This window comes from Pseudomonas sp. B33.4 (assembly GCF_034555375.1).
Taxonomy (GTDB): Bacteria; Pseudomonadota; Gammaproteobacteria; order Pseudomonadales; family Pseudomonadaceae; genus Aquipseudomonas.
Genome location: NZ_CP140706.1, coordinates 1,246,812 through 1,271,959 on the forward strand (window position 1 = coordinate 1,246,812; position 25,148 = coordinate 1,271,959).

The following is a 25,148-nucleotide window of genomic DNA, read 5'->3' on the forward strand; positions in this document are numbered from 1 at the left end:
TCAGCTCTGGCAAAATGCGCGTTGAATGAGTTATCGGCGGTTTTTGCCGCTCCTTGAATTTTTGAGCGTGTTTTCCATGATTGAGCAACCCGCGGCCTGCCGCATCCATGTCGAAGCCCTCGGCGCGACGTTTGAAGCGCCAGCGCAGCAGTGGGCCGAGCGTCTGGGCCTGCCGCTTGAAGTGGCGGACGGCGAGTTTGCCTTGCAGGTCGGCGAGCAGGGTTTGCAGCTGCAACAGCTTGGCCCGGACGCACCGGGGCCGGTGCGCGTTGACTTCGTTGAGGGCGGCGCGGCGCATCGTCGCCTATACGGCGGCGGCAGCGGGCAGATGATCGCCAAGGCTGTCGGTATCGCCCAAGGTGTGCGCCCGCGGGTGCTGGATGCCACGGCGGGGCTGGGCAAGGATGCGTTCGTGCTGGCCAGTCTCGGTTGCGAAATGAGCCTGATCGAGCGCCAGCCGCTGATTGGCGCTTTGCTGGAGGATGGTCTGGCGCGCGCGGCGGAAGATTTCGATGTGGCGCCGATCGTGGCGCGGATGAAGTTGCTCAAGGGCAACTCCATTGAAGTCATGCAGAACTGGGAAGGTGAGCCGCCGCAGGTGATTTATCTCGATCCGATGTTTCCCCATCGCGAGAAGACCGCGCTGGTGAAAAAGGAAATGCGCCTGTTCCGGCCGCTGGTGGGCGATGATCCGGATGCGCCGGCGCTGTTGCAGGCTGCGCTGGCGTTGGCGACGCACCGGGTGGTGGTCAAGCGCCCTCGCAAGGCGCCGTGCATTGAGGGGCCGAAGCCGAGTCATGCGCTGGATGGCAAATCGAGCCGCTATGACATCTACCCGAAGAAAGCGCTAAAACCCTAAGACCGAGTCGCTGCTATTCGCGAGCAGGCTCGCTCCCACCTTGGAATGCATTTCAACTGTGGGAGCGAGCCTGCTCGCGAAGGCGTCCGCTCAGGCACCTTAAAAGTCAGGGCCTGTAAGCACGCATAAACAACGCTACAACTTCCTGCACATGGCTTTCCGCTGCCTCTTCAGTCAACGGCTCCCCACAGCCATACAACAAACGAAAATTCCCCGCACCCTTGATCAGGCAAAAGAAATGCTCGGCGGCATTGCGTGGCAGATCAATGCTCAGCGCGCCCGTTTCGTGGATGCGCGTCAACAGCCGCTCCATGCCTTGCACCATGCGCTGCGGGCCGGCCTCGAAGAAGATCAGCGACAAGTTCGGATCCTGACTGCCGAGGGCCATGATCAATCGGTGCAGATTCACCGATTCATCGCTGTTGATCAGGTGGTGAAAGCCTCGCGCAATGTTCAGCAACACATTTTCCACGGCGATGCCTTCGGGCAATTCGAAGAACAACGGTGGTAGTTGCTCCTCGCATTTGGCCACCACGGCGGCGGAGAACAGCGTCTCCTTGTCGTTGAAATGGCTGTAGACCGTCAGCTTAGACACGCCAGCCTCGCTGGCGACCGCGTCCATGCTGGTGTTGGCATAGCCATGACTCAGAAACAGAATTTTCGCCGCGTCGAGGATCGCCTGGCGCTTGGCCAGATCCTTGGGGCGGCCCGGGCCGTTTGGAGCTGAAGGATTGTTCGACATTCTTCGCTTTTAATACTGGACTGGTGAGTTTGCTATTAATAACATACCCGCCAGTATAATTATTCCAAGCACCATTAGCGAAAGGTCCGTCACCATGTTCCGCCATGCGTTGTCCTTTGCGTTGCCAGCGAGTCTGGCGTTGTTATTGTCCGCATGCGGTCAGGAAGAGGCGACGCCAGTCACCGTGCGACCGGCCATGGTGGTGCAGCCAGAGCCTTCGGCGCAGGCGATGGAAAGTTATCCGGGCGAGGTGCGTGCCCGTTACGAACCCGATCTGGCGTTCCGTATTGGCGGCAAAGTCAGCCGACGACTGGTCGATGAAGGTCAACGTGTGAAGGCCGATCAGCCGCTCGCTGAACTCGATCCACAGGATGTGCGGCTGCAACTGGAAGCCACCCGTGCCCAGGTCGCCGCCGCTGAGGCCAATCTCAATCTGGTCCGCGCTGAGCGTGATCGCTACAAGACGTTGATGGATCGGCAAATGGTCAGCCGCTCGGCCTACGATCACGCCGAAAACCTTTACCGTTCCGGTGAAGCCCGCCTTAAACAAATCAAAGCCGAATTCAACGTATCGACCAATCAGGCCAGTTACGCGGTGCTGCGTGCGCCACAGGATGGCGTGGTGGCCAAACGTTCAGTCGAGGTGGGGCAGGTCGTCGCCGCCGGGCAAACCGTGTTTACCCTCGCCACTGACGGCGAGCGCGAAGTGCTGATCAGCCTGCCGGAGCAGAGTTTCGGCCGCTTCAAGGTCGGTCAGCCAGTGACCGTTGAGTTGTGGACGCAGCAGAACCAGCGCTTCGCCGGGCAAATCCGCGAATTGTCGCCCGCCGCCGATCCGCGCTCGCGCACCTTCGCCGCGCGCATCGCTTTCACCAGCGGCAAAGTCCCGGCCGAACTGGGCCAGAGCGCCCGCGTGTTTGTGCAATCGGCCGATAACGTTTCCCTGTCAGTGCCGTTGTCGGCACTCACCGCGGAAAACGGCGCGACTTACGTCTGGGTCGTCAACGGCAACAACACCTTGAAGAAAACCCCGGTGCGCATCGGCCCGTTCGGCGAGAAAAGCGTGCCGGTGCTCGAAGGCTTGAACGCCAGCGACTGGGTGGTGGCGGCTGGCGTGCATGTGTTGCTCGAAGGGCAGCAGGTGCGCCCCGTGGATCGCTCCAACCGTGTGGTCAATCTGGCGGACAAGGAGTAATCCCCGATGCGCTTCAACCTTTCCGAATGGGCGCTGCGTAATCGCCAGATCGTCCTGTTCCTGATGCTTTTGCTGGCCATCGTCGGCGCCTTGTCCTACACCAAACTCGGCCAGAGTGAAGACCCGCCGTTCACCTTCAAGGCCATGGTCATTCAGACCCGTTGGCCGGGGGCGACCGCGCAGGAAGTCTCGCGGCAGGTCACCGAGCGTATTGAAAAGAAACTGATGGAAACCGGCGAGTACGAGCGCATCGTGTCGTTCTCGCGCCCAGGCGAATCGCAAGTCACGTTCATTGCCCGCGACTCGATGCACTCCAAGGAAATTCCCGACCTCTGGTATCAGGTGCGCAAGAAGGTCAGTGATATTCGCCAGAGCTTGCCGCCGGATATTCAGGGGCCGTTTTTCAACGATGAGTTCGGCACCACGTTCGGCAATATCTATGCGCTGACCGGTGACGGTTTCGATTATGCGGTGCTCAAGGATTACGCCGATCGCATCCAGATCCAGCTGCAACGGGTCAAGGATGTCGGCAAGGTCGACTTGCTCGGTTTGCAGGACGAGAAAATCTGGGTCGAACTGTCCAACGTCAAACTGGCCACTCTCGGTTTGCCGCTGGCGGCCGTGCAACAAGCGCTGCAAGAGCAGAACGCGGTGTCCACGGCTGGATTCTTTGAAACCGGTAGCGAGCGATTGCAGCTACGGGTCTCGGGGAATTTTCAGACAGTCGATGAGATAAAAAACTTCCCGATCCGCGTCGCTGATCGTACGTTCCGCATCTCTGATGTCGCCGATGTGCGTCGTGGTTTTAACGACCCACCGGCGCCGCGCATGCGTTTCATGGGCGAAGACGCGATCGGTCTGGCTGTGGCGATGAAGGACGGCGGTGACATTCTGGTGCTCGGTAAAGCACTGGAAGGCGAGTTCTCGCGCATCCAGAAAAACCTTCCGGCCGGCATGCAATTGCGCAAGGTGTCTGATCAACCGGCGGCGGTGAAAACCGGGGTCGGTGAGTTCGTTCAGGTACTCGTCGAAGCGCTGGCGATCGTGTTGCTGGTGAGCTTCTTCTCCCTCGGCGTGCGCACCGGCATGGTTGTGGCGCTGACCATTCCGCTGGTGTTGGCGATGACTTTCGCCTGCATGTATTACCTCGGCATCGGCCTGCACAAGATCTCCCTTGGCGCGTTGGTGCTGGCGCTGGGCTTGCTGGTGGACGACGCGATCATCGCTGTGGAAATGATGGCGATAAAAATGGAGCAGGGTTTCGACCGCATCCGCGCGGCGAGCTACGCCTGGACCAGCACCGCGTTCCCGATGCTCACCGGCACATTGATCACTGCCGCCGGGTTTCTGCCGATTGCCACGGCGCAGTCCGGCACTGGCGAATACACCCGCTCGATCTTCCAGGTTGTCACAATTGCGCTGCTCGCTTCGTGGGTGGCGGCGGTGATGTTTGTGCCGTATCTGGGGGAAAAACTCCTGCCGGATCTGGCGAAAATTCATGCGGCCAAACACGGTACCGCCGATGGTCAGGCTGATCCGTATGGCACGCCGTTCTATCAGCGCGTTCGGCGCTTGGTGGAGTGGTGCGTGGCGCACCGCAAGACTGTGATCGTGCTGACGGTGGGGCTGTTTATTGCCTCGGTGATGTTGTTCCGCTTTGTCCCGCAGCAATTCTTCCCGGCCTCAAATCGACTGGAGTTGATGGTCGACCTGAAGCTCGCCGAAGGCGCTTCACTGGCCAATACCACCGGTGAGGTCAAACGGCTTGAGGCGATGCTCAAGGATCACGCCGGCATCGACAACTACGTCGCCTATGTTGGCACCGGATCGCCGCGTTTCTATCTGCCGCTCGATCAGCAATTGCCGGCAGCAAGCTTCGCGCAGTTTGTAGTGTTGGCGAAGACCATCGAAGAGCGTGAAGCGCTGCGCACCTGGCTGATTGAAACACTTAACGAGCAGTTCCCGACGCTGCGTTCGCGGGTTACGCGCCTGGAAAACGGTCCGCCAGTTGGCTATCCGGTGCAGTTCCGCGTCACTGGTGAACACATCGAAGAAGTCCGGGCGTTGGCGCGCAAAGTGGCGGCCAAGGTTCGCGAGAATCCGCATGTGGTCAATGTGCATCTGGATTGGGAAGAGCCGAGCAAGGTCGTGTACCTGAATATCGATCAGGATCGTGCCCGGGCGTTGGGTGTGAGCACGGCCAATCTGGCGAAATTCCTGCAGAGTTCGTTGACCGGGTCGAGTGTCAGTCAGTATCGCGAAGACAATGAGTTGATCGAGATTCTGCTGCGCGGCACGGTGCATGAGCGTACCGAATTGTCGTTGTTGCCGAGCTTGGCGGTGCCTACGGATAACGGTCGCAGTGTGGCGTTGTCGCAAATTGCTACCCTTGAATATGGCTTTGAGGAGGGGATTATCTGGCACCGCAATCGTCTGCCGAACGTGACCGTGCGGGCGGATATTTATGGCAAGGAACAGCCGGCGACGCTGGTGAAGCAGATCATGCCGACGCTGGATTCGATTCGCGCCGAATTGCCCGATGGTTATCTGCTGGATGTCGGCGGTACGGTGGAGGATTCCGAGCGTGGGCAGAAGTCGGTGAATGCCGGTGTGCCGATGTTCATTGTCGTGGTGCTGACCCTGCTGATGGTGCAGTTGCGCAGTTTTTCGCGCACGGCGATGGTGTTTTTGACGGCGCCATTGGGCTTGATCGGGGTGACGTTGTTCTTGATGGTGTTCCGCCAGCCGTTCGGGTTTGTGGCGATGTTGGGGACGATTGCGTTGTCCGGGATGATCATGCGCAACTCGGTGATTCTGGTGGATCAGATCGAACAGGATATTGCCTCGGGGCTTAAGCCTTGGCAGGCGATTATCGAGGCTACGGTTCGACGCTTCAGGCCGATTGTGTTGACGGCGTTGGCGGCGGTTTTGGCGATGATTCCGTTGTCGCGGAGTGTGTTTTTTGGGCCGATGGCGGTGGCGATCATGGGGGGGTTGATTGTTGCGACCGCGTTGACGCTGTTGTTTTTGCCGGCGTTGTATGCGGCTTGGTTCAGGGTTCGCAAAGACTCCGTTTGATTTGTGGGTAGCGTGGCGGCCTTTGGGCCGACCATGCTCTGGTTGTTTTTTGTGAATATCCTTTGCTTCGGGTGCTGCCGCTGGCGGTTTCGCTCTTACAGCGAGTCACCTTTTCCAAACGCCGAAAAGGTAACCCAAAAGGCTTTGCCCTGACGTTCGGCCCCTCGCTGAGGCTCGGGGTCCCTTCGCTCCGGGATCGATCCGGGGGCATCGCCTACGGTTTGCTTCGCTGCACCTCCTCTCGATGTGTTCGACTTCGTCGAACGGTCGCTGCGCTCCCACCCCCGGATCAATCCCTCCACTCAGCCTGCCGACGGGCTCTAAGATCAAAAGCTGCAGCCGAGCTAACGCTCATCCTGTTGAGTGGTGAAGAGCAGAAGCGATCTGCTCTTGCTCTTCTGTGGGAGCGAGCTTGCTCGCGAAGGCGGCCTGATAGCCGACCTGTTTTTTGCAGATGTACGCAATCCAAATGTAGGAGTGAGCCTGCTCGCGAAGGCGGCCTGACAGCCGACCTGTTTTTTGCAGATGTACGCAATCCAAATGTAGGAGTGAGCCTGCTTGCGAAGGCGGCCTGACAGCCGACCTGTTTTCTGCAGATGTACGCAATCCAAATGTAGGAGTGAGCCTGCTCGCGATGAGGTCCTGACAGCCGCCCAATCTCTACCTGCATACACCCAAGCCAATTGTGGGAGCGAGCCTGCTCGCGAAGGCGGCCTGGTAGCCGACCAGTCTCTAGCTGACTATCCATAACCCGCTCTGTCTCCGCCACTTCCTACATCTTTTTCAGAAACCTCCGATATTGAGCCTTGGTGCCTCGGATGCTGTACTCCAGCCTCTGCTTCCAGCGTTCCTGAGTTTGTCTTGATGAAAAAGCCGCCAGCATTGAAAGGCAGAACCGACCCCGTTTTCGACTTGTTGGTGCGCCCTCCCCACAAGCATCGTCTGGAGGATTATCTTGCGCTGCTCAAGCCGCTCGATGATCAAGGTCGTTATCTGCCATTTGAAGCGTTACGTTATCGCTGGGCGGCGGGGCTGGATGCCAGACTGTGCTGGGCGTTGGTCAAGAAGGCGCGGGCGGCCCAATACATTAACCTTCTGCCACTGGGCGAGCCTGTGCAGTGGGGCAAGTATCTGTTGACGCCGTTGGCACAGAAAACCATCTCCATCGTGGATCGACAGGCCAGTACGGCCGCGCTGGAATACATGACCAGTCAGATTGGCGAACGGGCGCATTTCAGTTGCCTGCTGAACGATCTTATCGAAGATGAAGCGATTGCCAGTAGCCAGTTGGAAGGCGCAGCAACCACTACGCGTGTGGCCAAGGACATGCTCAAGCAGCAGCGCCAGCCCCGCACTCCGGATGAACGCATGGTGATGGGGAATTACCGGATGATGAATTTCGCCTGGGAGAGGCGTTACGAACCCATGAGCGTGGAGTTGATTACGGCGATTCATCGGGTGGGGGTCGAGGGCATCGATGACGAGCAGTATTCCCCCGGGGTGTTCAGGAGCAATGATGAAGTGGTCGTTCAGGACGGGGCGGGCAACACCGTGCACCGGCCGCCACCTGCAGCAGGATTGGTGTCGCGGCTTGAGCGACTGTCGCACTGGATCAATCTGCCCGAAGGCTCACCGCAAGAGACGAGCTACCTGCATCCACTGATCAAGGCGATCACGCTGCACTTTGCCTTGGGTTACGAGCATCCCTTTCGCGACGGCAACGGGCGAGTCGCCAGGGCGTTGTTTTACTGGTTCATGTTCAAGAACGAGTTTGCGGCGTTTCGCTACATCGCGATCAGTTTGTTACTGCGTAATGCGCCAGTGAAATATGGACGTTCATACCTGCATACCGAGGCGGATGAACTGGATCTGACTTATTTCATCGAATTCCAGTGTTCGGTCATTCAGCGAGCGGTGCTGGGGTTTACGGATGTTTATCGCAAGAGCGTGGGATGCACCGAAGAGTTCGAGCGCAGGCTGAAGAACTGCGGCTTCTTTGATCAACTCACGGAAAAACAACGTGCGTTGTACGAGGTGGCCAAAAACGGGGAGGCGAAGGAGTTCACAGCGAATAATGTGGCGGAAAATTTTGGTTGCTCGTACAGCGAGGCGACTTCGGCTCTGGAGGGGCTGGACCAATTGCAGCTTTTTGAGAGAAGGAAGATGGGGCGGGAGTGGGTATTTTTTTTACGTAGTTCTGTACGTGGAGGGAAGCACGGGAGCGAATCGAATCGCCCCCGTGTTGCGACTGCTTAGAGTGTGCCGAACACCTTCTTCGCCAGACTGGTCGCCGCAGCGGCCGGGTTCTGGCGGATGGTTTCTTCCTGTTTGCCGATCATCTCGAACAAGCCATTCAGCGCTTGTTCGGTGACGTAGTTTTCAACGTTGGCGCTCTTCGCGTCCACCACGCCAAACGTCGCGGCCTGACCAGCAAACGAGTTGTACTTCTGCGCTACGCCAACCTTGTCGGTCGCTTGCTTGACGATCGGCAGGAACTTGGCGCGGATCTGTTCGCGGCTGGATTTATCGAGGTATTGCGTGGCCGAGTCATTGCCGCCGCTGAGGATGCCTTTGGCGTCTGCCACGCTCATTTTCTTCACGGCATCGACGAGGATTGGCTGGGCCTGGGTCACGGCGGATTCGGCAGCCTTGTTCATCGCGGTTTCCAGTTCTTCGACCTGAGCGCCCATGCCGAAGGCTTTCATTTTGCTCGCGGCTTTGCCGAGTTTGCCCGGCAGCTCGATCTTCACGTCGGGGTTGTTGCTGAAACCGCCGGGGGTGCCGAGTTGTTTGACGGCGATTTGTGCGCCTTGGGTCAGAGCGTCCTTGAGGCCACCGGTGGCGTCTTTTTGCGACAGGTCACTCAGCGACAAGGCCATGGCGCTGGCGGAGATCATCAGGCCCGCGCACAGGCCGGCGAAGCGAAGGGTAGGGCGGAACATGGCGGCTTCCTTGTTGCAGAAAGTGAATTAACGAACGGCGTCGACGCGGATTTTCAGCGGCTGCGGGTCGTTGCCGTCGAGTTGCACGGCGTGGTTTTCGGTGGTGATGAACATCAGTTCGCCGTTGACTTCAATGCGCGCGCTTACCGAATAACGGTGGCCCGGTTTGACCTGCGCCGGATCGTAGCTCAAATGGAAGGGCAGCGGCACCTGGCCTTTGACCGGGCCTTTTTGCTCGTCCAGTACGACGGCAGGCGCATCGGCCAGCGAGACGTCTTGCAGGCTGACGCTGAGGGTCGCGCTCGGTGGCAGGGCGATGCGCTGCAGGTAGAACACTTCACCGTCGAGGCCGACCTTGCCGGCAGGTGTGGTCGATTGGCAGGCGCTGAGCAGCGTAGCGGCGGCGAGCAGAGTCAGTTTTTTCATCGGGAATTCTCCTATCAATGTGGGAGCGAGCCTGCTCGCGAAAGCGGTATTTCAGTCACTAAGATGTCGACTGACACTCCGTCTTCGCGAGCAGGCTCGCTCCCACCAGGTTTGCATCATATCTCGGGTTGAGTGACGACCTGATCGGCAGCATCCTCACTGCGATGCAGCGCGACCTGACGGATCGACAGGCGAATCTCCGCCGGCAACACGCGTTTGGCCGCACCTTCGGCGAGTTCTCCGAGCAGTTCGTGATAACTCAGTTTTCCGGCCTCGTCGCGCCGCAGCACGTCGAGGTCGAGCATCGTCTGGATGAAGTGACGGAACAGGCTCTTGTCGAAGAACTCCGGGGCATTGAGGCCGTGGAGGATCGACAGGCGCTGGGCCATCACGGTGCAGAGGTCTTCAAGCTCTTCGGCGCTGATGCTGTTCTGGCCGCTGTTGAGTAGCAAGGACACGGTCATGTAGAAGCGCTGCAAGGTCTGCGCGATGCTCTTCGAGAGCAGCGTCAGCAACACAAAATGCCGCGAACTTGGCGCCGGACGCAGGTACACATCTTTCTCGAAACGCAGCAGGCCTTGCTCGACGAATGCTTCCAGCCACTGATCGACCACACCGTCCAGCTCGTCCAGCGTCCAGCGAATGAACAGCTCCGACTGCAAGTACGGATACAGCGCGCGGGTATAGCGCAGAATCTGTTCGCGGCTCATGCGCGAGGCGCTCTGGAAGAAGCTCGCCAACAGCGCCGGCAGGGCGAAGATGTGCAGCACGTTGTTGCGGTAGTAAGTCATCAGGACGGCGTTCTGCTCGTCCAGATAGAGAATCTTGCCCAGCGCATCGTTCTGCTCGGCGAGCAGGTCCATGTCCTTCACATGCTCGATCAGCGCGCGGCCATCACCTTCCGGCAGCGTGGTGTGTGGCGAGTACGGGACTTTGCGCAGCAGCGCCAGATACAGATCGAGCACCCGCGCCATGGCGCGATCATCCAGCGCCAGACGCGTGGTCGACAGCAGTGCCAGTGCCACCAGGTTGACCGGGTTGATCGCCGCCGCTTCGTTCAAGTGCTGCGCGACTTTCTCGCCGAGACGATTGGTGGTTTCGTTGAGCCACGCCGGTTTGAACTGTGGGCCGAGTTCCTGTTGGCGCCAGTCCGGTTGCTCGGCGTCGAGGAATTCCGCCAGTTTGATCGGCTCGCCGAAGTTGACGGCGACCTGACCGAAACGCTGCTTGAGCGCGCCGATGACTTTGAAGATGTCGAAGATCGATTCTTTCTTCTTGCTCGCCCCGCGCAGCTCGCCGAGGTAGGTGCGACCTTCCAGTACGCGCTCGTAACCGATGTACACCGGCACAAACACGATCGGCATGCGCGACGAACGCAGGAAGCTGCGCATCGTAATGGCGAGCATGCCGGTTTTCGGTTGCAGCATGCGCCCGGTGCGCGAGCGCCCACCCTCAACGAAGTACTCGACCGGGAAACCTTTGGTGAACAGCGTGTGCAGGTATTCGTTAAACACCGAGGTGTACAGCGGATTGCCCTTGAACGTGCGGCGCATGAAGAACGCGCCGCCACGGCGCAGCAGGCTGCCGATCACCGGCATGTTCAGGTTGATCCCGGCGGCGATGTGCGGCGGAGTCAGGCCGTTGCGGAACAGCAAATACGAGAGCAGCAGGTAGTCGATGTGGCTGCGGTGGCACGGCACGTAGATCACTTCGTGACCCTGGGCGACCTTCTGCACGCCTTCGATGTGGTTGACCTTGATGCCGTCGTAGATCTTGTTCCAGAACCAGCTGAGCACCACTTCGAGGAAGCGGATCGCGGTGTAGGTGTAGTCCGAGGCGATCTCGTTGCCGTAACGCAGGGCCTGGGCCTTGGCTTTCTCCGCGGAGATGTTTTCGCGCTCGGCTTCGTCGAGGATCGCTTGCTTGACCAGTGGCTGGTTGAGCAGACCTTTGACCAGGTTGCGACGGTGGGAAATATCCGGGCCGATGACCGCTGCTTTCAGATTACGGAAGTGTACGCGCAGGATTCGCTGGGCCATGCGCACGGTGCGTTCGTGGCCCTTGTTGTGCTCGATCAGCTCGCGCAGGTGAATCGGCGCCGAGAATTGCACGCGGGTTTTACGCCCGAGAACAATGATGCTCAGCAGACGACGCAGGCGCCCGGTGACGGCCCAGCTGTCGGCGAACAACAGCTTCCACGGACTGTTTTCGCTGTCCGGCGATTGGCCCCAGAACACGCTGACCGGAATGATCTGCGCATCTTCAGCAGCGTTCTGCGTCAGTGCGCTGACAAGGCGAGTCAGGGTTGGCGGCGCGCCGCGTTTGTCCTGGCGACCGAGCCAGTCTGGGTCCGGCGTCAGGTAGAAAAACGCCGCCGGTTCGATCAGCGAACCCACCGACACCGGCAGCACCGGACGCGGCAGGCCGGCCTTGGTGCACTCGGTGTCGAGCACGGCCAGATCGGTCAGCGAAGGGTTTTGCAGGACGTAGAACACCGGACGACTGCGGTCGAGGTTGAGGGTGAACGACGACTGGTTGATCGTCTCCGAGCGGACCCAGAGGTACAACAGTCGGCGCAAGGTGCCAAACACAAGACGGCGGAACGGGGAACGGGTCATACGGCTTCTGCGTGAGTGGATAAAACCGAGCATTTGCTCGGGAGGTCGACAGTTTGCCGTATTCACCGAAAATCGGCAAAAAAGCGGCGAAGTAATCTCCTGTTGAGAGTTTTCGCGCCTGTCATATACTCGGCGGTCTGTCGCCGGGGCCCTTTTATGGACGTCGGACGCAGGCTGACGTTCCGCAAAGGCTTTCCTGCGAAAAGCCTGTTCAATAATAAAAAAGGAGTATGAACAGATGGCAACACGTGAAACCGGCAACGTGAAGTGGTTCAACGACGCCAAGGGCTACGGCTTTATCCAGCGCGAAGACGGGGTGGACGTGTTCGTGCACTACCGCGCGATCCGCGGCGAAGGGCATCGGTCGCTGACCGAAGGTCAGCAGGTCGAGTACGCGGTGATTACTGGCGAGAAGGGTTTGCAGGCGGAAGACGTTGTAGGCCTGTAAGTCGCTGAAAACCACTGTGGGAGCGAGCCTGCTCGCGAATGCGTAGTGTCAGTCGATATGAATGGTGACTGATACACCGCATTCGCGAGCAGGCTCGCTCCCACATGGGATCTATGTTGCCTGTTGTTACGCGGTTTTCCAGGTGATTTCTTCTTCACCATCGGCGCTGATGCGCATCCAGCGATCCGCCGTCTCTTCACCTTCTTCCTCGACCCACGTCCCCGGTGCGCAACGCACTTCCACGTTCAGCGCGGCAAACGCGGCACGCGCGCAGGCGATGTCGTCGTCCCATGGCGTCTGATCGCTTTCCAGGTACAAGCTGTTCCACTTGCCCACGGCTTTCGGCAACCAGGTCACCGGCACGTTGCCGGCCTTGCACTTGTAGGTCTGGCCTTTCTGTACCCAGTCGCTGCACGGGCCCAGTGCTTCGCCCAGCCAGGCTGAAATGGCCTTGTGGTCGACGTCGGCGTCTTTCAGGTAAATCTCGATGTCCGGTTGGCGCATGGATGTCCTCACTGCGGGTCTGAAAAATCCATTCGCGGATTTAGCCGGCCCCGGGCACTCGCCCGAGACCAAAAGTTATTGAAGAACGAAATAATCGTAGCGCATCGACACGGTGGTCTCGAACGGCTCGGCCTGTTCGATCACCGCCGCACGACGCTCGGCACTGGCGCGCCAGCCGTGGGGTGTCATCGCCAACAGGTTGGCGCGATCCTCGGGCTTGTCCAGCGTCAGTTTGAATTCCAGGGTTTCACTGTGTGCCAGCGCCATGCCTTGCGGTACCAGAGCCAGATGCTTGTCGTCGGTGTATTCGCGCACTTCGTCGTACAGGCGCTCGCGCAGTTCCATCAGATGGCCGCTGGTCGGACCGACTTTCATCAAACCGCCGCCGACACTGAGCAGACGCTTGGCTTCTTCCCAGTCCAGCGGACTGAAAACACTGGCGAGAAATTGGCAACTGCCCGACGCCAGCGGCACGCGGGCCATGCTGGCGATCAACCAGGTGATTGCCGGGTTGCGTTTGCAGGCACGTTTGACCGCCTCGCGAGAGATGTCCAGCGCATAGCCATCTGCGTTCGGCAGGGCCTCGGCGATCTGCGCGGTGTAATAACCCTCGCCGCAACCGATGTCGACCCAGCGATCCGGTGCATAACTCGCTGCCAGTTCGGCCAGACGCTTGGCCACCGGCGCGTAATGGCCAGCGTTCAGGAAGTCGCGGCGCGCTTCGACCATCGCCTGGTTGTCGCCAGGATCGCGGCTGTTCTTGTGCTGCACCGGCAGCAGGTTCAGGTAACCCTGGCGTGCACGGTCGAAGCGGTGGCCGGCGGGGCAGACCACGCCGTTATCCACCGCATTCAGCGGTTCACTGCAGATGGGGCAAGCGAGCATCAGGCGAGCAACTTGATCAGGGTCTGGTAGTAGATCTCGGTCAGCACATCGAGATCGGCTGCCAGCACGCGTTCGTTGACCTGGTGAATGGTCGCGTTGACCGGGCCCAGTTCAACCACTTGCGTGCCCATGGTCGCGATAAAGCGGCCATCGGAGGTGCCGCCGCTGGTCGACGCCTTGGTCTCGCGACCGGTGATGTCCTTGATGCTTGCCGACACCGCGTCGAGCAGCGCACCCGGTTCGGTGAGGAACGGCAGGCCGGACAGCGCCCAGTCGATGTGCCAGTCCAGATCGTGTTTGTCGAGAATATCGGCGACGCGCTTCTGCAGGCCTTCGACGGTCGATTCGGTGGAGAAACGGAAGTTGAACACCGCCACCAGATCGCCCGGGATCACGTTGGTCGCGCCGGTGCCGGAGTTGACGTTGGAGATCTGGAAACTGGTCGGCGGGAAGAAATCGTTGCCGTGATCCCAATGCTCGGCGGCCAGTTCGGCCAGCGCTGGAGCGGCGAGGTGGATCGGATTCTTCGCCAGATGCGGATAGGCGACGTGACCCTGAATGCCTTTGACCGTGAGCTTGGCGCCGAGCGAGCCGCGACGGCCGTTCTTCACTACGTCGCCAACCAGCGTGGTGCTCGACGGTTCGCCGACGATGCACCAGTCCAGACGCTCATTACGCGCGGCCAAGCGCTCGACCACTGCCTTGGTGCCGTGGTGCGCCGGGCCTTCTTCGTCGCTGGTGATCAGAAACGCGACCTTGCCCTTGTGGTTCGGGTAGTCGGCGACGAAACGCTCGGCGGCGACGGTCATCGACGCCAGGCTGCCTTTCATGTCCGCCGCGCCACGGCCGCAGAGCATGCCGTGTTCGTCGATCAGTGCGTTGAACGGGTCGATCTGCCACGCGGTGACCGGGCCGGTCGGCACCACGTCGGTGTGGCCGGCGAAGCACAGTACCGGGCCGTCGTTGGTGCCGTGGGTCGCCCAGAAGTTATCCACATCTTCGATGCGCATCGGCTCGAGGCTGAAGCCGGCATCGCCCAGGCGCTGCATCATCTGCTTCTGGCAATCGGCGTCGACCGGCGTCACGGACGGACGGCGGATCAGGTCGATGGCGAGTTGGAGGGTCGGCGAAAGGTCGGCGTGGGCCGTCATGGAAAACTCCGGGATCATGAATTTGAGCGAGGGCCACTGTGGGAGCGAGCCTGCTCGCGAATGCGGTGTATCAGGCAACATAAGGGTTGAATGTTACAAAGCCTTCGCGAGCAAGCTCGCTCCCACAGGGATTGGGTTCGGTCGGTTACACCGCGTATCACGCCAAGCCCCGCAAAATGGCGGTTATCTTAAAGCAAAACGGCGACCATTGGCCGCCGTTTAGTGCATCGATGAGGATTTAGACGACCGGCGCCGGCTCAGGCTTGGCCGCAGGTTTTGGCAGCGACGACAGGAACGCCATGATCAGCGCCGCCAGATACGGCAGCGACTGCACCAGCAACATCACCACCCAGAAACGCATGTCGTTGCTCGGCATGCCGTTGACCAGGTAGATCCCCAGCGCCGCGCCCCACAACAACAGCATGATGAACAGCTCTTCCCGCGCTTCGGAAATCGCCACCCAGAAACCGTGGTTGTCGGCGTTTTTCGGCGTGCGGAAGAACGGAATGCTGCTGGTGAAGAAGCCGTACAGCACCGCTTTGGCGATGGTGTGCGACAACGCCAGCCCGGCCAGTGCCGCGCAGAAGGCATCTTTCAGGTTCACGCCGACGGCGCGACGGTAGAGGAAGATGATCTTGCCGACCTTGAACACGAACAGCGCCAGTGGCGGGATCGCGAAGATCAGCAGCGGCGGATCGACCCGTTGCGGCACGATGATCATCGCCGCCGACCACAACAGCGCGCCGACGGTGAAGAAGATGTTCATGCCGTCCGCGACCCACGGCAACCAACCCGCGAGGAAGTGGTAGCGCTGGCCACGGGTCAGCTCAGTGTCTTTGCCGCGCAACAGGCTGCCGGTGTGGCGCTTGATGATCTGGATCGCGCCGTAAGCCCAACGGAAACGCTGCTTCTTGAAGTCGATAAACGTATCCGGCATCAGACCCTTGCCGTAGCTGTCGTGGTAATACGCCGCCGACAGGCCTTTTTCGAACACGCGCAGACCGAGTTCGGCGTCTTCACAGATGCACCAGTCGGCCCAGCCCAATTCTTCCAGGACCGAACGACGGGTCATGGTCATGGTGCCGTGCTGGATGATCGCGTCACGGTCGTTACGAGTGACCATGCCGATGTGGAAGAAGCCTTTGTATTCGGCGTAGCAAAGCTTCTTGAAGGTGCTTTCGTTCTGGTCGCGATAATCCTGCGGCGACTGCACCACGGCGATTTTCGGGTCGGCGAAGTGCGGCACCATGTGCTTGAGCCAGTTCGGGTGCACGCAGTAATCGGAGTCGATCACAGCGATCACTTCGGCATCCTTGGCGGTGTGCGGAATCAGGTAGTTCAGCGCGCCACCCTTGAACCCGGCCAGGGGCGAGACGTGGAAGAACTTGAAGCGCGGGCCGAGGGTTTCACAGTAGTCGCGCACCGGTTCCCAGACCGCCGGGTCCTTGGTGTTGTTGTCGATGATCAGGACTTCGTAGTCCGGGTAATCGAGGGCGGCGAGGGCGTCGAGGGTCTGTTTGACCATCTCCGGCGGCTCGTTGTAGCACGGCACGTGAATCGAGACTTTCGGCCGATAGCTGGAGTCGCCCTCGACCGGCAGGAACTCGCGCCGACGCTTGTGAATCCACACCGCTTCGGCCAGCTCATGCGCCTCCGTCAGCAAGACGATAAACACCCCGAGCGCACCGAGCGCCAACAGGAACCCTACGGTCAAACTGAACCACGTGCTGTATTGCAGGCTGTAGTCGTAGCCGATCCACACCAGCACCGAACCGCAAAGGAAGGCGATAAAGGTCAGGAAGATCCGCCCACGCTGACGCAGGGCCGAACCGTCGATCATCAGCAAGGTCAGCGACAACAGCGCCAACACTACCGAACCGATCGCCAGCACGCGCCACTGCGGGATCGCGACCACCGGGCCTTCGAAGTTGAATTTCTGCTGACGCGCGGCGTTGAACACGCCCCAGTACGCGCCCACCGAACCTTCATCGCTGGCCTTCCACGGCTGGTCAAAGGCTTCGATCACGAAGTAGTTGAAGCCTTGGCGGTTGAGCTTGTTGACCAGGGTGCGCAGGTAGATCGCCTGATCTGCGGGCGACGCATCGGCGCCACCGCGCATGCGACCGTTGCTCGGCCAGCCGACCTCGGAGAGCAGCAACGGTTTTTTCGGGAACATTTTTTTCAGATCGCGGGCGCGGTCGAAAACGAACTGACCGGCCTTGTCGACCGGAATGAACTCCCAGTACGGCAGAACGTGTGCCGCAATCAGGTCAACGTGCTTGGCCAGTTCCGGGTGTTCTTCCCAGACGTGCCATTGCTCGGAGGTGGTCACCGGCACTTTTACCGCCGCGCGCACGCGATCGAGCAGCACGCTCAGCTCTTGGGCGGTGATTTCCTTACGGAAGATCGCTTCGTTGCCGACCACCACGCGCACCACACTGCGTGAGGTGTTGGCCAGTTCGATGGCGCGGGTGATTTCCCGTTCGTTGCGTTCCTGATCGGGACTGATCCAGATCCCCAGCGTTACGCGCAGGCCGAATTCTTCAGCCAGTTTCGGGATGTCTTGCAGCGAGCCGTCGACCGAGTAGATGCGGATGTTGTCCGTCAGCTTGCTCATGATCTCCAGGTCGCGGCGCATCTCGTCGTCAGTCGGGTACTGATCCTTTTGCGGATATTGTCCCTGCTGGAACGGCGAATAGGAGAAACCGGAGATCTGCTCCGGCCAGTTCGGCGCGGAAACCGGGCGATTGATCAGCGCCCAGAAACCGGTGAACAGGGCGGCGATTGCCAGAACCACCACCAGGTTGAGTCCAAATTTACGCGATGACATAGCTATTTCGGGTTCCAAAGGCTGTGGAACGAAGGATCGGTCGGCTTGACGCCCGACGGGCGCGCATCCTACACCGGCAGTTCGCAAGTCGTACATCAGACAGGGAAATGCCCGACATTGGGCAGCCGACTTTGACTTAAGTTCTTACACTTGTAGCTGATGTTTAGAACTTGTCGCCGCGTAGCCCTATAATGCGCGCCGGTTTTTGGGGTAATGGTCATGAGTACAGAAGATCCGCGGTTTGCAGGCATCGCCCGTTTGTATGGCATTGAAGGCCTGGAACGCCTGCGCGCGGCCCATGTGGCGATTGTCGGCGTCGGTGGCGTCGGTTCCTGGGCGGCGGAAGCCATGGCCCGTTGTGGCGTCGGCGAGATTTCGCTGTTCGACCTCGATGACGTCTGCGTCAGCAACGCCAACCGCCAGTTACATGCGCTGGACAGCACCGTCGGCAAACCCAAGGTCGAAGTCATGGCCGAGCGTCTGCGCGGGATCAACCCGGATTGCACGGTGCACGCCGTGGCTGACTTCGTCACCCGCGACACCATGGCCGAATACATCACGCCGAACATCGACTGCGTGATCGACTGCATCGACGCGGTCAACGCCAAGGCTGCACTGATCGCCTGGTGCAAGCGGCGCAAGATCCAGATCATCACCACGGGTGGTGCGGGCGGGCAGATTGATCCGACGCTGATTCAGGTGTGCGATCTAAACCGCACGTTCAATGATCCGTTGGCCTCGAAAGTGCGTTCGACGTTGCGTCGTGATTATGGCTTTTCGCGCACCGTGACCCGGCATTACAGCGTGCCGTGTGTGTTTTCCACGGAGCAACTGCGTTATCCGAAACCGGATGGCAGCATTTGTTTGCAGAAGAGTTTTGTCGGTGACGGGGTGAAACTGGACTGTGCCGGTGGGTTTGGTGCGGTGATGATGGTCACGGCGACGTTCGGGATGGTGGCTGCGACCAAGGCTGTGGACAAGATTGTCGCCGGCGTTCGGCGCCCGGCTGACCGCATTAAACCTCAGGTTTGATGCTGTGGCAGAGGGCCTCTTCGCTGGCAAGCCAGCTCCCACAGGGCTCTGTTGTGTTCATAGATGCAGTGAACTTACTCAATAACTGTGGGAGCTGGCTTGCCAGCGATGGCGATTAACCGGCCAACTCATTCATCCGTTTGAGCACGGCATTGAGGCCATTACTGCGCGACGGCGATAGTTGGCGCGAAAGGCCGAGCTGACTGAACCAGTCCGGCAAATCAACCTGCTGCAATTCAGCGGCCGACAAGCCGTTAACCCGCAACAGCAACAACGCCACCAACCCGCGAATCATCCGCGCATCGCTGCTGGCGCTGAACTGCCAGTGACCGTCGCGCAACGCCCCAACCAGCCACACCTGACTCTCACAGCCATGCACCCGATTGGCGTCGCACTTGTCGGCGTCACTCATCGGCGGCAGACGATCACCAAACTGCATCAACAACCGTGCCCGCTGTTCCCAGCCCGCTGCATTCTGAAAAGTCTGTAGGGCATCAGCCGCTTCGACCGGCAAGCTCATCGCAGCAACTCCAGCGCCTGATCCAGTGCTTCAAAGAACCGTTCCAGATCCTCAGAGTCGTTGTACAGCGCCAGCGACACACGAATCGCCCCGGCCAGCTCAAAGCTTTTCAGCAACGGCATGGCGCAATGGTGCCCTGCGCGCACGGCAATGCCTTGCTCGGTGAGCAAGTGCGCGAGATCCGCGTTATGTACACCTTCAACGACGAAACTCGCCAGCGCCAGTTGCGGATTGCCGAGCAGACGAATGCCTTTGCGAGCGGCGAGGCCACGCAGCAGATAGTCATGCAGCGCGACTTCATGGGCGGACACCGCGTCCTGATCCAGACCCGCCAGATAATCGAGCGTCGCGCCGAGGCCGATCACACTGGCAATCGGCGGCGTGCCCGCTTCAAAACCCAGCGGCGCAGGGCGGAAACGCGCGTCGTGATAGTTGGCTTCCAGGACCATTTCGCCGCCGAATTGCCATGGCTTCAATTGCTCAAGCGCAGCGTTGCGGCCAAACAGCACACCGAGGCCATCCGGGCCATACAGCTTGTGGCTGGAAAACACATAAAAGTCGCAACCCAGCGCCTGCACGTCATGCCGGCCGTGAACCACACCTTGCGCGCCATCGACCACGGTCAGCGCGTTCTGCGCCTTGGCCATGCCCAGCAACGCCGGCAATGGCTGCCACGCACCGAGCACGTTGGACAACTGACTGACCGCCAGCAAGCGCGTGCGCGGGCCGATCAGGTGCACAGCGGCACCAAGGTCGATCAGGCCGTCGGCATCCAGCGGCAGGATCACCAGCTTCAGATTGCGACGTTGCGCCAGTTGCTGCCACGGCAGCAGGTTGGCGTGATGCTCCAGGGCGCTGATGACAAGTTCATCGCCCGGGTGGAAAAGATGTTCGAGGCCATAGGCCAGTAGATTCAGCGCACTGGTGGCGCCGTGGGTAAAGATGATCTGCCCGCTGTCACCGGCATTCAGCCACTGGGCAACCTTGAGTCGACTGTCTTCGAACGCCTGCGTCGCGTGAGCGCCGGGCAGGTGTTGCGCACGGTGCACATTGGCTGCGCCGTTGGCGTAGTAATGCGTCAGTGCGTCGAGCAGGGCCTGGGGTTTTTGCGTCGTGGCGGCGTTGTCCAGATAGGTCTGGTCTTGCCGCTGCAGTGCGGCGATAGCCGGGAAATCGGCACGCCACGGGGAGGGAATCATCATGTGGTATACGCCTGACCCTGTGGGAGCGAGCCTGCTCGCGAAGGCGTCCTTGAGGACGCCAAGAGCTTCGCGAGCAGGCTCGCTCCCACAGGTGCTTAAAGCACTTAGTTGTGAGCGTGCAGCGCTTCGTTCAGTTCGATTGCCGACTTGTGGGTCTTGCATTCCACAGCGCCGGTTTCCGAATTGCGACGGAACAGCAGGTCAGTCTGACCGGCCAGCTCGCGCGCTTTCACAACCTTGACCAGATTGTTGTTTTCGTCGAGCAGGGCCACTTTGGTACCGGCGGTCACGTACAGGCCCGACTCGACAGTGTTGCGGTCGCCCAACGGGATACCGATACCGGCGTTGGCGCCGATCAGGCAGCCTTCGCCAACCTTGATCACGATGTTGCCGCCGCCCGACAGGGTGCCCATGGTCGAGCAACCGCCGCCCAGGTCCGAACCCTTGCCGACGAACACGCCAGCGGAAACGCGGCCTTCGATCATGCCCGGGCCTTCGGTGCCGGCGTTGAAGTTGATGAAACCTTCGTGCATGACGGTGGTGCCTTCACCGACATAAGCGCCCAGGCGCAGACGTGCGGCATCAGCGATACGCACACCGGCCGGTACCACGTAGTCGGTCATTTTCGGGAACTTGTCCACCGAGAACACTTCCAGCAGCTCGCCGCGCAGACGGGCTTCCAGTTGCATTTCCGCCAGTTCGCTGAGGTCAACAGCACCCTGGCTGGTCCACGCGACGTTCGGCAGCAACGGGAAGATCCCGGCCAGGCTCACGCCGTGCGGCTTGACCAGACGGTGCGACAACAGGTGCAGCTTCAGATAAGCCTCAGGCGTCGAGGTCAGCTGTGCGTCTTCGGCCAGCAAAGTGGCGACCAGCGGCTTGTGGCTTTCAGCCAGACGGGTCAGCAGCTTGCCTTGTACGGCGTCGATGCCTTTCACGGCTTCAGCCAGTTGTGCAGCCTGAGCGGTGGTGAAGGTGATGGCCTGGTTGCCTTCGGTGTAACCGAGGATCGGTGCAACCGCCGCGACCAGTTCGGCCGAAGGGTTGAGCAGTGGCTGTGCGTAGAACACTTCCAGCCACGCGCCTTGACGGTTCTGAGTGCCGACACCAAAGGCGATGCTGAACAGGGAGTTGGACATGTAAATACACCTCTACAAAGAGTGACGGGCTGCTTACTTCAGAGCGGCCGCGTAGATATCTGGCTTGAAGCCAATCAGGGTTCGGTCACCGAGATCGAGCACCGGGCGCTTGATCATCGAGGGTTGAGCGAGCATCAATTCGATGGCTTTCGATTGGTCGAGATCGGCTTTGCGTTCGTCGTCGAGTTTGCGAAAGGTCGTGCCTGCGCGGTTCAACACCGTTTGCCAGCCGTGTTCGTCACACCATTGGGTCAGGTGTTCACGGTCGATGCCGGCGCTTTTGTAATCGTGAAAGTCGTAGCTGACAGCGTGTTCATCGAGCCAGGTGCGCGCCTTTTTCATCGTGTCGCAGGCTTTGATGCCGAAAAGGTGCAACGTTTTACTTGAAACGGTCAAGGAATTGCCCCCTTTACAGGTGCTGGAAAAAAATGGTGTCGGATTATGCCATGACCAAACGGTTTCGTCGGCCACGGTTGTCGTAACGCCGCAAAACCTGTGGGAGCGAGCCTGCTCGCGAAAGGGCCGTTTCAGTCAATATCAGTGTTGAATGATCCACCGCTTTCGCGAGCAGGCTCGCTCCCACAAGGGACTGCAATCGGGCAGTGCGACATAGGTGCAACGGTCAGACGCATCCTAAGCGGCTAATATGGCAGTTCAACGCTGTCGATTATCTGAGATTTCCGCTTTATGCAAACTGCTTACACCGTCCTGATCCTGCTGATGCTGGTCAGCGTCTCGCGTCTGGTCGGGCGGGTCATCCCGTTGCCGCTGCCATTGGTCCAGATCGCCGCCGGCGCCTTGCTCGCCTGGCCGACCCTCGGTCTGCACGTGGCCCTCGATCCCGAATTGTTCCTGTTTCTGTTCCTGCCGCCATTGTTGTTTTCCGATGGCTGGCGCATGCCTAAACGTGAGTTTTGGCATCTGCGTGGGCCGATACTGACGCTGGCCGTCGGGCTGGTACTGTTTACCGTGGTTGGCGCGGGCTACTTCATTCATTGGTTGTTGCCGTCCATTCCGCTGCCGGTGGCCTTCGCCTTGGCGGCGGTGTTGTCGCCTACGGACGCCGTGGCGGTGTCGGCCATTTCGCAAAACCGCTTGCCGACTCCGTTGATGCATATATTGCAGGGCGAGGCCCTGATGAACGATGCCTCGGGTCTGGTGACCTTCAAGTTCGCCTTGGTCGCAGCCATCACCGGCGTGTTTTCGCTGACCAGCGCCAGCCTGACCTTTGTCGTGGTGGCGCTCGGCGGGTTGGCGGTCGGTGTGGCGTTGAGCTGGCTCGTAGGGCGCCTGCGTTCCTGGATGATCGCTCGTGGCTGGGATGATCCGGCTACTCACGTGGTGTTCATGTTGTTGCTGCCGTTCGCGGCTTATGTGCTGGCCGAGCGTCTTGGCGTGTCCGGCATTCTCTCGGCCGTGGCGGCGGGGATGATGCAGAGCTGGCTCGATCTGTTGCCTCGGCAGACCAGCACCCGACTGCTTAATCGCAGTGTCTGGTCGCTGCTGGAATTTGCCTTTAACGGTTTGATTTTTCTGCTGCTCGGCCTGCAATTGCCGGACATCATCAAAGCCGTGGTCAGCCACGAGCCGACCTTGTGGCCGACGCTGTTTTATCGCTGTCTGGATGTCGTGGCGATTTTCCTCGCGTTGGTATTGCTGCGGTTTATCTGGGTGCAGAGTATCTGGCGCTTGTCGGTGTTGCTGCGACGTTTGCGCGGCAAGGGTGAGCTGACACAAGTACCGACCGCGCGCTCCTGTTGGTTGCTGACCGTCGGTGGCGTGCGTGGCGCGGTGACGCTGGCGGGTGTGATGTCAGTACCGATGTTGATGGGGGCTGATGCGTTTCCCGAGCGTGATCTGCTGATCTTCATCGCTGCCGGGGTGATTCTGTTGTCGCTGATTTCGGCGTGCATCGCACTGCCTCTGCTGTTGCGCGGTATCGAAAAGAGCCCGGATGACAAGCGGCGTCAGGAAGTGCGCGATGCCTGGCGCAAAACCGCAGAAGCGGCGATTCACGCGCTCGAAACCGAGGAAACTACCCCGCAGGACGCTGCTCAAGCCGCTCTGTCGGCCGAGTTGAAAGCGCGGATCATGTCCGAGTATCGCCATCAGCTCGATGTCTTCAACGATTCCGCCGAAGCTCAGGCGCTGGCGTTCCAGATGGATTTACTCGAGCGTCGTTTGCGTTTGAAGGCGCTAAGGGCGCAGCGTCTGGAACTGTATAGCCTCAGTCGGCATCACCAGATCGGCGATGACGTCCTCAGAGAGGTATTGGCTGAGCTTGACCTGAGTGAGGCCAATCTGGGTCAGGTCAAATAACTCATCGGGATGCCCGCACAAGATTGCCTGATGCGGGCACGACGATTATTTTTGGCGAGTAATGAAGGCGCGAATACGCTCCGCGGCTTCCACGCATTCTGCCAGCGGCGCGACCAATGCCATACGCACACGGCCAGCGCCCGGGTTGACGCCGTCGACGTCCCGGGACAGGTAAGAACCCGGCACCACGGTCACGTGCTCCTGCTCGAACAGATCGCGGCAGAACGCGGCGTCGTCGCCTTGCACGTTCGGCCACAGATAGAAGCTGCCATCCGGGCGCTGCACATCCATCACCGGGCTGAGAATCTCCAGCACCGCATCGAATTTCTCGCGATACAGCGCACGGTTGGCGCGCACATGCACTTCGTCATTCCATGCCGCCACGCTGGCGAGTTGCGTTTGTACTGGCATCGCGCAGCCGTGGTAGGTGCGATACAGCAGGAAGCCTTTGAGGATGTCGGCATCGCCGGCAACAAAACCCGAGCGCAGGCCCGGCAGGTTGGAGCGTTTGGACAGGCTATGAAACACCACGCAACGCTTGAAGTCCTTGCGGCCCAGTTCGACACAGGCAGTCAGCAGGCCCGGCGGTGGGGTTTGCTCATCGAAGTACAACTCGCTGTAGCACTCGTCGGCAGCGATCACGAAATCGTACTCGTCGGCCAGGGCGATGAGTTTTTTCAGCACGTCGACCGGGATCAGTGCGCCTGTCGGATTGCCTGGCGAGCAGAGGAACAGGATCTGGCAGCGTTTCCAGATATCTGGCGAAACCGCATCGAAATCCGGGTTGAAGCCGTTCTCGTCGAGGCACGGCAGATAGTGCGGCTTGGCCCCGGCCAGGAACGCCGCGCCTTCGTAGATTTGATAGAACGGGTTCGGGCTAACCACCAACGCGTCGTCGCCACGGTTGACCACGGTCTGGGTGAATGCGAACAGGGCTTCACGGGTGCCGTTGACCGGCAGCACGTTACGCGCCGGGTCGATCCAGCCGCTTGGCACGCCGAAACGGCGCTCGCACCAGCCAGCGATGGCTTCGCGCAGAGCCGGGATGCCGAGGGTGGTCGGGTACACGGCCATCTGATCCAGACTATTGGCCAGTGCCTCGGCGACAAAGCTTGGCGAACGGTGTTTCGGCTCGCCGATCGACAGGGCGATCGGGCGTTTGTCCTGATTTGGCGTCACAGTGCCGAGCAGGGCGCGGAGCTTTTCGAACGGGTAGGGCTGGAGCTGGTTCAGAGCGTTGTTCATTGGGGCTGGGTCT

The 25,148-nt window shown here is 60.0% G+C and carries 20 protein-coding genes; 7 read left to right on the plus strand and 13 right to left on the minus strand.

Features of this window, described 5'->3' with window-relative positions:
* Nucleotides 1-76: 76 nt before the first annotated feature.
* Nucleotides 77-859, plus strand: coding sequence for a class I SAM-dependent methyltransferase (locus U6037_RS05405; RefSeq protein ID WP_416221704.1), 783 nt, complete (start codon nucleotides 77-79; stop codon nucleotides 857-859).
* Between the two features lie 106 nt (nucleotides 860-965).
* Here U6037_RS05405 and U6037_RS05410 read toward each other — a convergent pair whose 3' ends face one another.
* Nucleotides 966-1,601 (minus strand): TetR/AcrR family transcriptional regulator, encoded by a 636-nt coding sequence (locus U6037_RS05410; RefSeq protein ID WP_322846055.1) that lies wholly within the window; start codon nucleotides 1,599-1,601, stop codon nucleotides 966-968.
* Nucleotides 1,602-1,695: 94 nt separating this feature from the next.
* Between U6037_RS05410 and U6037_RS05415 the strand changes: the two genes are divergently transcribed.
* The 3 genes from U6037_RS05415 to U6037_RS05425 all read left to right on the plus strand — a co-directional run bounded on the left by U6037_RS05415 (nucleotide 1,696) and on the right by U6037_RS05425 (nucleotide 8,130).
* Complete coding sequence (locus U6037_RS05415; protein WP_322846056.1) at nucleotides 1,696-2,796, plus strand: efflux RND transporter periplasmic adaptor subunit; 1,101 nt, start codon at nucleotides 1,696-1,698, stop codon at nucleotides 2,794-2,796.
* 6 nt (nucleotides 2,797-2,802) lie between these two features.
* A complete protein-coding gene (locus U6037_RS05420) occupies nucleotides 2,803-5,874 on the plus strand; it encodes an efflux RND transporter permease subunit (RefSeq protein WP_322846057.1) in 3,072 nt (1,023 codons plus the stop codon).
* 864 nt (nucleotides 5,875-6,738) lie between these two features.
* A complete protein-coding gene (locus tag U6037_RS05425) occupies nucleotides 6,739-8,130 on the plus strand; it encodes a Fic family protein (RefSeq protein WP_322846058.1) in 1,392 nt (463 codons plus the stop codon).
* On the opposite strand, the gene U6037_RS05430 is transcribed toward U6037_RS05425, so the two are convergent.
* The 3 genes from U6037_RS05430 to plsB all read right to left on the minus strand — a co-directional run bounded on the left by U6037_RS05430 (nucleotide 8,127) and on the right by plsB (nucleotide 11,860).
* Nucleotides 8,127-8,816, minus strand: a complete 690-nt coding sequence (locus U6037_RS05430) for a DUF4197 domain-containing protein (RefSeq protein ID WP_322846059.1) — start codon at nucleotides 8,814-8,816, stop codon at nucleotides 8,127-8,129. The genes U6037_RS05425 and U6037_RS05430 overlap by 4 nt on opposite strands.
* Before the next feature lie 27 nt (nucleotides 8,817-8,843).
* Nucleotides 8,844-9,242: a YbaY family lipoprotein gene (locus U6037_RS05435; protein WP_016985112.1), complete on the minus strand. Its 399-nt coding sequence runs from the start codon at nucleotides 9,240-9,242 to the stop codon at nucleotides 8,844-8,846.
* Between the two features lie 116 nt (nucleotides 9,243-9,358).
* Entirely contained in the window at nucleotides 9,359-11,860 is a 2,502-nt protein-coding gene (gene plsB / locus U6037_RS05440) for a glycerol-3-phosphate 1-O-acyltransferase PlsB (protein ID WP_322846060.1), read from the minus strand.
* 238 nt (nucleotides 11,861-12,098) lie between these two features.
* Between plsB and U6037_RS05445 the strand changes: the two genes are divergently transcribed.
* Nucleotides 12,099-12,308, plus strand: a complete 210-nt coding sequence (locus tag U6037_RS05445; protein ID WP_007908870.1) for a cold-shock protein — start codon at nucleotides 12,099-12,101, stop codon at nucleotides 12,306-12,308.
* A gap of 126 nt (nucleotides 12,309-12,434) precedes the next feature.
* On the opposite strand, the gene U6037_RS05450 is transcribed toward U6037_RS05445, so the two are convergent.
* The 4 genes from U6037_RS05450 to U6037_RS05465 form a co-directional block, all read right to left on the minus strand.
* On the minus strand, nucleotides 12,435-12,812 hold the full coding sequence (locus U6037_RS05450) for a hypothetical protein (protein ID WP_064120729.1): 378 nt from the start codon (nucleotides 12,810-12,812) through the stop codon (nucleotides 12,435-12,437).
* 75 nt (nucleotides 12,813-12,887) lie between these two features.
* Complete coding sequence (locus tag U6037_RS05455; protein WP_105707316.1) at nucleotides 12,888-13,697, minus strand: putative RNA methyltransferase; 810 nt, start codon at nucleotides 13,695-13,697, stop codon at nucleotides 12,888-12,890.
* On the minus strand, nucleotides 13,697-14,848 hold the full coding sequence (gene dapE, locus U6037_RS05460; protein ID WP_122591327.1) for a succinyl-diaminopimelate desuccinylase: 1,152 nt from the start codon (nucleotides 14,846-14,848) through the stop codon (nucleotides 13,697-13,699). Before dapE ends, U6037_RS05455 begins: the two co-directional genes overlap by 1 nt.
* 238 nt (nucleotides 14,849-15,086) lie before the next feature.
* Nucleotides 15,087-17,678, minus strand: coding sequence for a glycosyltransferase (locus tag U6037_RS05465; RefSeq protein WP_322846061.1), 2,592 nt, complete (start codon nucleotides 17,676-17,678; stop codon nucleotides 15,087-15,089).
* 213 nt (nucleotides 17,679-17,891) lie between these two features.
* On the opposite strand from U6037_RS05465, the gene tcdA reads away from it, so the two are divergent.
* The gene (gene tcdA / locus U6037_RS05470; protein WP_102355646.1) at nucleotides 17,892-18,710 is read left to right on the plus strand and encodes a tRNA cyclic N6-threonylcarbamoyladenosine(37) synthase TcdA; all 819 of its coding nucleotides are present in this window, start codon (nucleotides 17,892-17,894) and stop codon (nucleotides 18,708-18,710) included.
* Nucleotides 18,711-18,825: 115 nt separating this feature from the next.
* Here the strand turns inward: tcdA and U6037_RS05475 are convergent, their stop codons facing one another.
* From U6037_RS05475 to U6037_RS05490, 4 genes are all read right to left on the minus strand, one after another.
* Nucleotides 18,826-19,230 (minus strand): SufE family protein, encoded by a 405-nt coding sequence (locus U6037_RS05475; protein WP_322846062.1) that lies wholly within the window; start codon nucleotides 19,228-19,230, stop codon nucleotides 18,826-18,828.
* Nucleotides 19,227-20,432 carry a cysteine desulfurase gene (locus U6037_RS05480; RefSeq protein WP_322846063.1) on the minus strand — a complete coding sequence of 402 codons (1,206 nt, stop codon included), beginning with the start codon at nucleotides 20,430-20,432 and terminating at the stop codon, nucleotides 19,227-19,229. Before U6037_RS05480 ends, U6037_RS05475 begins: the two co-directional genes overlap by 4 nt.
* Before the next feature lie 104 nt (nucleotides 20,433-20,536).
* Nucleotides 20,537-21,571, minus strand: a complete 1,035-nt coding sequence (gene dapD / locus U6037_RS05485) for a 2,3,4,5-tetrahydropyridine-2,6-dicarboxylate N-succinyltransferase (RefSeq protein WP_077571310.1) — start codon at nucleotides 21,569-21,571, stop codon at nucleotides 20,537-20,539.
* Nucleotides 21,572-21,604: 33 nt separating this feature from the next.
* Complete coding sequence (locus U6037_RS05490; RefSeq protein WP_231985582.1) at nucleotides 21,605-21,913, minus strand: arsenate reductase; 309 nt, start codon at nucleotides 21,911-21,913, stop codon at nucleotides 21,605-21,607.
* Between the two features lie 345 nt (nucleotides 21,914-22,258).
* Here U6037_RS05490 and U6037_RS05495 point away from each other — a divergent pair, with 345 nt between their 5' ends.
* Nucleotides 22,259-23,890 (plus strand): Na+/H+ antiporter, encoded by a 1,632-nt coding sequence (locus tag U6037_RS05495; RefSeq protein ID WP_322846064.1) that lies wholly within the window; start codon nucleotides 22,259-22,261, stop codon nucleotides 23,888-23,890.
* A 45-nt stretch (nucleotides 23,891-23,935) separates the two neighbouring features.
* Here U6037_RS05495 and dapC read toward each other — a convergent pair whose 3' ends face one another.
* The gene (dapC, locus tag U6037_RS05500; RefSeq protein ID WP_322846065.1) at nucleotides 23,936-25,135 is read right to left on the minus strand and encodes a succinyldiaminopimelate transaminase; all 1,200 of its coding nucleotides are present in this window, start codon (nucleotides 25,133-25,135) and stop codon (nucleotides 23,936-23,938) included.
* Between the last annotated feature and the right edge of the window lie 13 nt (nucleotides 25,136-25,148).

What these genes read in the sequence shown, in the direction of transcription:
- U6037_RS05475 (WP_322846062.1), bottom strand. Translation starts at nt 19,230, where the DNA reads ATGAGCTTGCCGGTCGAAGCGGCTGATGCCCTACAGACTTTTCAGAAT.
- tcdA (WP_102355646.1), top strand. Translation starts at nt 17,892, where the DNA reads ATGGTCATGAGTACAGAAGATCCGCGGTTTGCAGGCATCGCCCGTTTG.
- U6037_RS05480 (WP_322846063.1), bottom strand. Translation starts at nt 20,432, where the DNA reads ATGATGATTCCCTCCCCGTGGCGTGCCGATTTCCCGGCTATCGCCGCA.
- U6037_RS05420 (WP_322846057.1), top strand. Translation starts at nt 2,803, where the DNA reads ATGCGCTTCAACCTTTCCGAATGGGCGCTGCGTAATCGCCAGATCGTC.
- U6037_RS05455 (WP_105707316.1), bottom strand. Translation starts at nt 13,697, where the DNA reads ATGCTCGCTTGCCCCATCTGCAGTGAACCGCTGAATGCGGTGGATAAC.
- U6037_RS05445 (WP_007908870.1), top strand. Translation starts at nt 12,099, where the DNA reads ATGGCAACACGTGAAACCGGCAACGTGAAGTGGTTCAACGACGCCAAG.
- U6037_RS05430 (WP_322846059.1), bottom strand. Translation starts at nt 8,816, where the DNA reads ATGTTCCGCCCTACCCTTCGCTTCGCCGGCCTGTGCGCGGGCCTGATG.
- U6037_RS05405 (WP_416221704.1), top strand. Translation starts at nt 77, where the DNA reads ATGATTGAGCAACCCGCGGCCTGCCGCATCCATGTCGAAGCCCTCGGC.
- U6037_RS05435 (WP_016985112.1), bottom strand. Translation starts at nt 9,242, where the DNA reads ATGAAAAAACTGACTCTGCTCGCCGCCGCTACGCTGCTCAGCGCCTGC.
- dapE (WP_122591327.1), bottom strand. Translation starts at nt 14,848, where the DNA reads ATGACGGCCCACGCCGACCTTTCGCCGACCCTCCAACTCGCCATCGAC.
- U6037_RS05415 (WP_322846056.1), top strand. Translation starts at nt 1,696, where the DNA reads ATGTTCCGCCATGCGTTGTCCTTTGCGTTGCCAGCGAGTCTGGCGTTG.
- dapD (WP_077571310.1), bottom strand. Translation starts at nt 21,571, where the DNA reads ATGTCCAACTCCCTGTTCAGCATCGCCTTTGGTGTCGGCACTCAGAAC.
- U6037_RS05490 (WP_231985582.1), bottom strand. Translation starts at nt 21,913, where the DNA reads ATGAAAAAGGCGCGCACCTGGCTCGATGAACACGCTGTCAGCTACGAC.
- U6037_RS05410 (WP_322846055.1), bottom strand. Translation starts at nt 1,601, where the DNA reads ATGTCGAACAATCCTTCAGCTCCAAACGGCCCGGGCCGCCCCAAGGAT.
- dapC (WP_322846065.1), bottom strand. Translation starts at nt 25,135, where the DNA reads ATGAACAACGCTCTGAACCAGCTCCAGCCCTACCCGTTCGAAAAGCTC.
- U6037_RS05450 (WP_064120729.1), bottom strand. Translation starts at nt 12,812, where the DNA reads ATGCGCCAACCGGACATCGAGATTTACCTGAAAGACGCCGACGTCGAC.
- U6037_RS05425 (WP_322846058.1), top strand. Translation starts at nt 6,739, where the DNA reads ATGAAAAAGCCGCCAGCATTGAAAGGCAGAACCGACCCCGTTTTCGAC.
- plsB (WP_322846060.1), bottom strand. Translation starts at nt 11,860, where the DNA reads ATGACCCGTTCCCCGTTCCGCCGTCTTGTGTTTGGCACCTTGCGCCGA.
- U6037_RS05465 (WP_322846061.1), bottom strand. Translation starts at nt 17,678, where the DNA reads ATGTCATCGCGTAAATTTGGACTCAACCTGGTGGTGGTTCTGGCAATC.
- U6037_RS05495 (WP_322846064.1), top strand. Translation starts at nt 22,259, where the DNA reads ATGCAAACTGCTTACACCGTCCTGATCCTGCTGATGCTGGTCAGCGTC.